At 57.7% G+C, this 7,167-nt stretch carries 9 protein-coding genes; 6 read left to right on the top strand and 3 right to left on the bottom strand.

From position 1 onward, the window contains the following. Window positions 1-93 precede the first annotated feature (93 nt). Complete coding sequence (locus tag KDX30_RS26635) at window positions 94-750, bottom strand: CoA transferase subunit B (protein WP_187523047.1); 657 nt, start codon at window positions 748-750, stop codon at window positions 94-96. 67 nt (window positions 751-817) lie between these two features. Beyond that, window positions 818-1,519 carry a CoA transferase subunit A gene (locus KDX30_RS26630; RefSeq protein WP_027902715.1) on the bottom strand — a complete coding sequence of 234 codons (702 nt, stop codon included), beginning with the start codon at window positions 1,517-1,519 and terminating at the stop codon, window positions 818-820. 125 nt (window positions 1,520-1,644) lie between these two features. Between KDX30_RS26630 and KDX30_RS26625 the strand changes: the two genes are divergently transcribed. The 6 genes from KDX30_RS26625 to KDX30_RS26600 all read left to right on the top strand — a co-directional run bounded on the left by KDX30_RS26625 (window position 1,645) and on the right by KDX30_RS26600 (window position 6,116). After that, window positions 1,645-2,553, top strand: a complete 909-nt coding sequence (locus KDX30_RS26625; RefSeq protein ID WP_231677959.1) for a LysR family transcriptional regulator — start codon at window positions 1,645-1,647, stop codon at window positions 2,551-2,553. 160 nt (window positions 2,554-2,713) lie between these two features. Next, complete coding sequence (locus KDX30_RS26620; protein WP_231677958.1) at window positions 2,714-4,084, top strand: GntT/GntP/DsdX family permease; 1,371 nt, start codon at window positions 2,714-2,716, stop codon at window positions 4,082-4,084. Window positions 4,085-4,298: 214 nt separating this feature from the next. After that, window positions 4,299-4,694 carry a RidA family protein gene (locus tag KDX30_RS26615; RefSeq protein ID WP_231677957.1) on the top strand — a complete coding sequence of 132 codons (396 nt, stop codon included), beginning with the start codon at window positions 4,299-4,301 and terminating at the stop codon, window positions 4,692-4,694. Between the two features lie 92 nt (window positions 4,695-4,786). Further along, complete coding sequence (locus tag KDX30_RS26610) at window positions 4,787-4,963, top strand: hypothetical protein (RefSeq protein ID WP_164706071.1); 177 nt, start codon at window positions 4,787-4,789, stop codon at window positions 4,961-4,963. An 8-nt stretch (window positions 4,964-4,971) separates the two neighbouring features. Further along, complete coding sequence (locus tag KDX30_RS26605; protein ID WP_231677956.1) at window positions 4,972-5,406, top strand: HhH-GDP family DNA glycosylase; 435 nt, start codon at window positions 4,972-4,974, stop codon at window positions 5,404-5,406. Beyond that, window positions 5,406-6,116 (top strand): DUF72 domain-containing protein, encoded by a 711-nt coding sequence (locus KDX30_RS26600; RefSeq protein ID WP_231677960.1) that lies wholly within the window; start codon window positions 5,406-5,408, stop codon window positions 6,114-6,116. The genes KDX30_RS26605 and KDX30_RS26600 overlap by 1 nt, the downstream gene beginning before the upstream one ends. Here the strand turns inward: KDX30_RS26600 and KDX30_RS26595 are convergent. Then, a complete protein-coding gene (locus tag KDX30_RS26595; RefSeq protein WP_231677955.1) occupies window positions 6,080-7,072 on the bottom strand; it encodes an alpha/beta hydrolase in 993 nt (330 codons plus the stop codon). The two genes, KDX30_RS26600 and KDX30_RS26595, sit on opposite strands and share 37 nt — an antisense overlap. Between the last annotated feature and the right edge of the window lie 95 nt (window positions 7,073-7,167).

Genomic DNA, 7,167 nt, shown 5'->3' with positions numbered 1-7,167 from the left:
GCCGAAGGCTGCGATGCGGTGTGTCAGTCACTCCGCATCGCAGCCTTCGGCAGCTCCTACAGTGGGTATGTGGTTCAAACGCTTGGCTGCAGATCAGAAACTCATCTCAACCACATCATCCGGCACGATCAATTTTCCGGCGGTTTTGGCGATGATTTCTTCAACGCTCACGCCCGGTGCGCGTTCGCGAAGAATAAAAGCACCGTTTTCGATTTCCAGATACGCCAGGTCAGTCAACACCTTGCGTATGCAGCCAGCGCCGGTCAGGGGCAGGCTGCAGCGGGGGAGCAGCTTGGACTCTCCGTCCTTGGACGCATGGGTCATGGTGACAATGATATTGTCGGCACCGGCCACCAGGTCCATGGCACCGCCCATGCCTTTGACCAGTTTGCCGGGGATCATCCAGGAGGCGATATTGCCTTCCACGTCGACTTCGAAGGCCCCCAGAACCGTGAGGTCCACATGGCCGCCACGGATCATGGCGAAGGACTGGGATGAGTCAAAAATCGATGCGCCGACGCGGGCGGTTACGGTCTGCTTGCCAGCGTTGATCATGTCGGCATCGATGGTTTCTTCGGTGGGGAATTCGCCCATCCCCAGCAGGCCGTTTTCCGACTGGAGCATGACGTCGATGTCGGTGGGGACGTAGTTGGCCACCAGCGTCGGAATGCCGATTCCGAGGTTCACGTAGTAGCCATCCTTGAGTTCGCGTGCAACGCGTTGAGCCATTTGTTCGCGGGACAGTGCCATGGTCTGAAGTCTCTTTGTTGTTTTTGTGCCGCTGCCTGTGCAAAGCAGCATCCGGAGCCGGATTGCGTCAGGCTTTTCTGACGGTGCGCTGTTCGATGCGCTTCTCGAAAGTACCGAGAATGACCCGGTCGACATAAATACCTGGCGTATGAATCTGCGAAGGCAACAGCACGCCGGGTTCAACAATTTCTTCGACTTCGACCACGGTGATCTTGCCCGCGGTCGCTACCACCGGGTTGAAGTTCTGTGCGGTATGACGATAGATCACATTACCGAAGTGGTCGGCTTTCCAGCCTTTGACGATGGCGAAGTCGCCAGTAATGGCTTCTTCCAGAATGACATTGCGGCCGTTGAACTGGCGGGTTTCCTTGCCTTCAGCGACCGGTGTGCCATAGCCCGTTGCGGTGTAGAAGGCTGGGATACCAGCGCCGCCTGCGCGCATTTTTTCGGCGAGCGTACCTTGGGGAGTGAGTTCGACTTCCAGTTCGCCGCTGAGCAACTGACGTTCGAACAGCGCGTTTTCGCCGACGTAGGAGGAGACCATCTTACGAATCTGACGATCTTCGAGGAGGATGCCCAGACCAAAGCCATCGACGCCGCAGTTGTTGGAAACAACCGTCAGGCCTTTCACGCCCATGCGCTTTATTTCCGCAATGAGGTTTTCCGGGATGCCACATAGACCGAAGCCGCCGCACAGCACTGTCATGTTGTCGGTCAGCCCGGCGAGGGCTTCCTGATAAGTCGCCACTCGTTTGTCGAGTCCAGCCATGATGATCCGCCTTTTATAGTTGTGGTCGACGGTCTGGCCGTCAGGGGAGCGTTGCAACATCTTCTCTTGGGGGGAGTGTTTTGTTAATTTTGTTTTTCTGATCGATTAATAAGAAAAGTAAATATATGAACGTCAAGCAGCTAAGGGCTTTTCTGGCCGTTGCCCAGCATTTGAGCTTTGCCCAGGCGGGGGAGCGGCTGCATGTGTCGCAACCCGCCCTGAGCCTGACCATCAAAAGTCTGGAGGATGATCTGGGCGGGCAATTGCTCAGCCGCACCACGCGCACCGTCAGCCTTACGCCCGAGGGTGAAACCCTGCTGCCGCTGGCCCGGCAACTGCTGGCTGACTGGGACAACGCTGAAGAACTGCTGCGTCAGCGCTTTACCCTGCAACTGGGCAAAGTGTCGGTGGCCGCCATGCCATCGTTTGCCGGTAACCTGCTGCCTGGCGCGCTGAAGGTGTTTCGCAATCGCTACCCACGAGTCAATGTAGCCGTTCATGACCTGATCAACGAAGAAGTGCTGGAAATGGTCCGTCATCGACGGGTTGAACTGGGTATCGGTTTTGAACCTGAGTCCAGCAACTCGCTGGTGTTCACGCCGTTCTATACCGATCGCTTTGTTGCAGTGGTACCGCAGGATTCGCCATTGGCACAACGCAAGGAAATCACCTGGCAAGAACTCTTGCAGGAAGATTTCATCGCCTTGCAGCGCCCATCAGCGGTGCGTTTGCTGCTGGAACATCATCTGCAAGCGCAGCACGGCAAGCTGTCCGTTGCGTTTGAAAGCCACCAGTTGTCGACCATCGGCCGAATGGTCGCCAGTGGTCTGGGCGTAAGCGCAGTGCCTTCGTTGTGCATTGAACAGATGCATGAACTGGGCGCGCATTGCATTGCGTTGGTGGGGCCTGCGATTGAGCGGCCCATCGGCCTGATGATGCTCGCCGATCACAAGTTGTCGGCCGCTGCTCAGGCCTTGCGCGAGGTGCTGATCGAGCATGCCCAGGCGCAGGTTCCTGGTCTGCTGCACGTCTAGGTCGGGTCTGTTGATCCAGGAGTGGATCACTCGAGGCGGGGGCGAAACTGTCACAAACTTCACATTCGCGCATCTGGCGTTCCGGTATCGTGCTGCAGAATTACAACTAAATGTTTCTGCAGTGCTCTCGACCGCAGGACCGACGATAAGGAAGAGTGCCTTGGATGTTTCTTCTGCTGCCTGGCTGTTACACGACACCCGCCTGATTATCTGCTGCCTGATCGCGATTGCCACCATCATCGTGCTGATTAGCGCTACTAAACTTCCGCCATTTCTTTCGATTCTGATCGGCACGTTTATCGCCGGGATCGGTGCCGGTCTGCCTGCCGAAGAAGTCGCCAAGGCCTTCAGTAAAGGCGCAGGCGGGATTTTGGGCGAGGCCGGATTGATTATCGCTCTGGGCGCGATGCTCGGCGCACTGATGGCTGAATCGGGCGCTGCGGACCGTATCGCCACTACGTTGCTGGGGTTTGGCAAGGGCAGGTCGTTGCCTTGGGTGATGGCCCTGGTGGCCATGGTTATCGGTCTGCCGCTGTTCTTTGAAGTCGGTCTGGTACTGATGGTGCCGATCATTTTTGTCATGGCCCGACGCTCTGATCAGCCTTTACTGAAAATCGCGATTCCGGCTCTGGCAGGCATGACCACCTTGCATGCATTGATGCCGCCGCATCCGGGACCGCTGATTGCGGTCAGCGCGCTGCATGCCGACCTTGGGCTGACCATGCTGCTGGGCATCTGCATTGCGGTTCCGGCGGTGATTCTTGCCGGTCCTTTGTACGGCAACTGGTTATCCAGACGCATGGACATCAAGGAACCGGCCGAGTTGGGCGAATTATTCTCGACCAAACCTGACGTGACCCGTCAGCCGGGTTTTGGTATTTCGCTGCTGATTATTCTCTTGCCGGTGATCCTGATGCTGGGGAGCACGCTGGCCAAGATATTCATGGCCCCGCACAGCTCGCTGGCGCTGACCCTGAAGTTTCTCGGCGAGCCCCTGGTTGCGTTGAGCATCGCGGTTATTGCGGCGGTCATTTGTCTGGGCTGGGCCAATGGCCTGACGCGCGAGCACGTGAACGGCACTTTGCGTAAAAGCCTGGCACCGATTGCAGTCCTGCTGCTGACCATCGGTGCGGGCGGCGGGCTCAAGCAGACGTTGCTGGATGCTGGCGTGAGTCAGACCATCAGCAAGGTCGCAGAGGGTGCGCATATTCCATATCTGTTGCTGGCCTGGCTGATCGCAGTGGCGCTGCGTCAGGCCACCGGTTCAGCGACCGTCGCGACGACCACCACGGCGGGTATTCTTGCGCCGATGATGGCGGGGCTGGCGGCAACGCAAAGCTCACTGGTTGCGCTGGCGATTGGTGCAGGCTCGGTGTTCTTTTGCCACGTCAACGATGCGGGTTTCTGGATGGTCCGCGAGTATTTTGGTCTTCAGTTGAAGCAGACGCTCTGGGTCTGGTCGGTACTGCAGACCATTGTGTCAGTGGTGGGGTTGGTGGGCACGCTGCTGTTATGGTGGTGGTTGACGTAAGGCGGCTGCGGTCTCTGTGGGAGCGGTGCTTGGTCTGGGCGGCATTCCGACGATTCAGGCGACTTGGTGTATCAGGCATATCGTGTAATCGTTCATCGCGAGCAAGCTCGGCTCCCACAGGGTTCCGTGTGTGAGCACAACGGCAACACGCGCTGGCTGGTGATTGCCCGGCCTCTGTACTCCATCATTTTCAGCGACCCCCACAGGTAACCCCATGCCAGACCGCGAAATCATTATTCCACCTTCCATGCGCAATATCGTCGAGCGCGCGGGGTACGTTCCGGCGGTCAAGGTTCAAAGCACGCTGTACTGTGCCGGGCAGATCGGACGCACGCCGGACCTTGAGGTCATTGCCGATCCTGAACAACAGTTCATCGCCTGCTGGGAAAACCTGCGCACTGTGCTTGCCGAGGGCGGTTGCAGCTTTGAGGACGTGGTAGAAATGACCACTTTTCACGTGTCCATGAGCGAGCACATGGCGGTTTTTCGTGACGTCAAAGAGCGCCTTTTCCCCCGCGGACTGTCTGCCTGGACGGCCATTGGTGTATCAGAACTGGCTGTCCCGGGGCTGCTTCTTGAGATCAAGTGCATCGCTGTTCAACGCGGCTGATCAGGCCAGGACCAATCATCAAATAAACCGAACTCGTGGGACGGTGTTGATTCCAAACAGGGTATTCATTCAACTACCTCGCGAGGAACATCATGAGTAGAGACCCTGTAGACAGCCAGGCCGCCCAGACTCCCGGTCCGAATCCCAACCCGAGCGAATCGGATGGCAGGTCCACGTCCGACAATGATGTGCGTGAGGCCGATATCAATGAAGTCGAGCCCGATGATCCCGATGTAGCGGGTGATGACGCTTCAGATAGCCCAAGCTGACACGTACCGTGGCGAGCAAGGTCATCACGGCCCAAGACCTGGCGATCGACCTGAAGAGCGGTTATGAAGTCGCTCTGTTCAAATGGTTTATCGCCAGTTTTCTCATGGGCAAGCGTATTCAGGCGGATATCGCAGCGCAGGCTTATCGGGTCATCGTCGATCAGCATGGTTGCGACACGCCGCGTAAAATGGCCAGCCAGTCCCATCGGCATCTGGTTGCGATGCTCGGTGAGGCGCACTACGTGCGTTATGACGAGACGACGGCGACACGTTTGACTGCCATGAGCAAAAAGCTTATCGAGGAATATGCCGGAAAGATTGGCGAAATCCATAGTCGCAGTGGAAGCCGCAGCGGATTCGAAAAGTGCCTTGCCGAGTTCGACGGAGTAGGGCCAAAGACCGTCGAAATATTCATGCGCGAAGCCGGCGAGGTGCTGTATTGATTCAGGTCGGCTGCGCTGGCTGGAGCTTGCCCCGCGAGCACTGGCCTGAGTTTGCCGAAGAAGGTACACACTTGCAGCGCTACGCCACCTCGTTATCGGCGGTCGAGATCAACAGCTCTTTTTACCGCCCGCACCGTCCGCAAACCTGGCAGCGTTGGGCTGAGAGCGTGCCTGCGGGCTTTCGTTTCTCCGTGAAAATGCCCAAGTCAATTACTCACGAACATCGTCTTCAGGGCTGTGAGCATCTGCTTGAGCAGTTCCTGACTCAGTGCCTGCATCTGAAGGACAAGCTGGGCTGCCTCCTCGTGCAGTTACCGCCCTCACTGACTTATGACCCGACAATCGCAACGGCTTTCTTTGAGGCCTTGCGGAAGGGTTATGACGGCAGCCTGGTGATAGAGCCGCGTCCTGCGAGTTGGCGCGATGCCGAGTCGTTGCTCAATGGTTTTCAGGTCGGTCAGGTGGCGGCAGACCCTTCACCCATTACCGGTGGAGATACGCCGGGAGGCTGGTCGGGTGTTCAGTATTGGCGACTTCACGGTTCGCCACGCCTTTATCACAGTGCTTATGAACTGGCGTACTTGCAGGAACTGGCGGTGAAATTGAATACCTCTGCCGACGCTGGCCTGGAAACCTGGTGCATCTTCGACAACACCGCCAGCGGGCACGCCGTTCACGATGCGTTATTGCTGCGCAGATTGCTGGCTTGAGCAGACGGTTGTTCTTTCGAATGAGTCCTTTCCGGCCTCGTTGCATTCGCAGGCACCGCACTGGATTTGAGCAAGGCCTGGATGGCCTGGCTGTAAGCCTGACGGCCCACTCGCATGCTGTTGTTATGAGTCCCGCCCGGCACCAGCAATAGCTTCTTGGGCTCCTGCGCCGCGGCAAACAACTCCTCGCTGAAGCGCGGCGGTACATATCGGTCGTCCATGCCGTGCACGATCAACACTGGCATGTGGATGTCGGCGATCTTGTCGACGGAGTCGAATTTCTGTGACAGCAACCAGCGTACGGGTAATGAGGTGTAGTTAGTGGCCACTGCGGTGGCGACGTCAGCGAGGGTGGTGAAGGTCGATTCGATGATCAGCCCACGCGCCTGTGCCGGTTGCGTGCCGTCCTGAGTATCGCGCCCCAGTTCGGCAGCCAGATCCACAGCCACTGCCCCGCCCAGGGAATGGCCGTAAATCAGCCGACGGCTGGCGTCCGGTTGCAGAAGCTTGAGGCGCTCCCAGGCGATGCGGGCATCTTCATAGACGGTGCTTTCTGAAGGAAGCGGGCCACGACTTTCGCCGAAGCCACGGTAGTCGATTGCCAACACCGAGAAACCCAGCGCGTGCAGCTCTTCGATACGAAACAGTTGGCCGGTCAGGTTCCATCGTGATCCGTGCAAGTAGAGGACGGCTGGGGCATCTTTGCGATTGGCAGGCCACCACCAGCCGTGAATGCTTTGCGACAGGCCGAATTGCGGAGCTTTGAGTTCCAGTTCCTGCACATTGGCCGGTAGCCCGCTGTACCAACTGGCGGTGCCGGGTTCAATACGGAACACCAATTCCCGCTCGGTGTGTTCCAGGACGGAGCAGCCCACGGGCAAACCAATGATGAACACCAGCATGCAGGTCCAGGTAAGCCAGCGCGCCCGGATACGAGCCAGAGAAAATATGGCCATGAATTACTTCCCCCGACTTTTCAAGCGAAAGGCTGACTGTAACGGCGTTGTCATGATACCGATTGATTGATCGGTTACAGAATATTGCGGGCGCA

The organism is Pseudomonas quasicaspiana (assembly GCF_021147825.1).
GTDB lineage: Bacteria > Pseudomonadota > Gammaproteobacteria > Pseudomonadales > Pseudomonadaceae > Aquipseudomonas > Aquipseudomonas quasicaspiana.
This window is presented reverse-complemented; position numbering and strand designations above follow the sequence as displayed.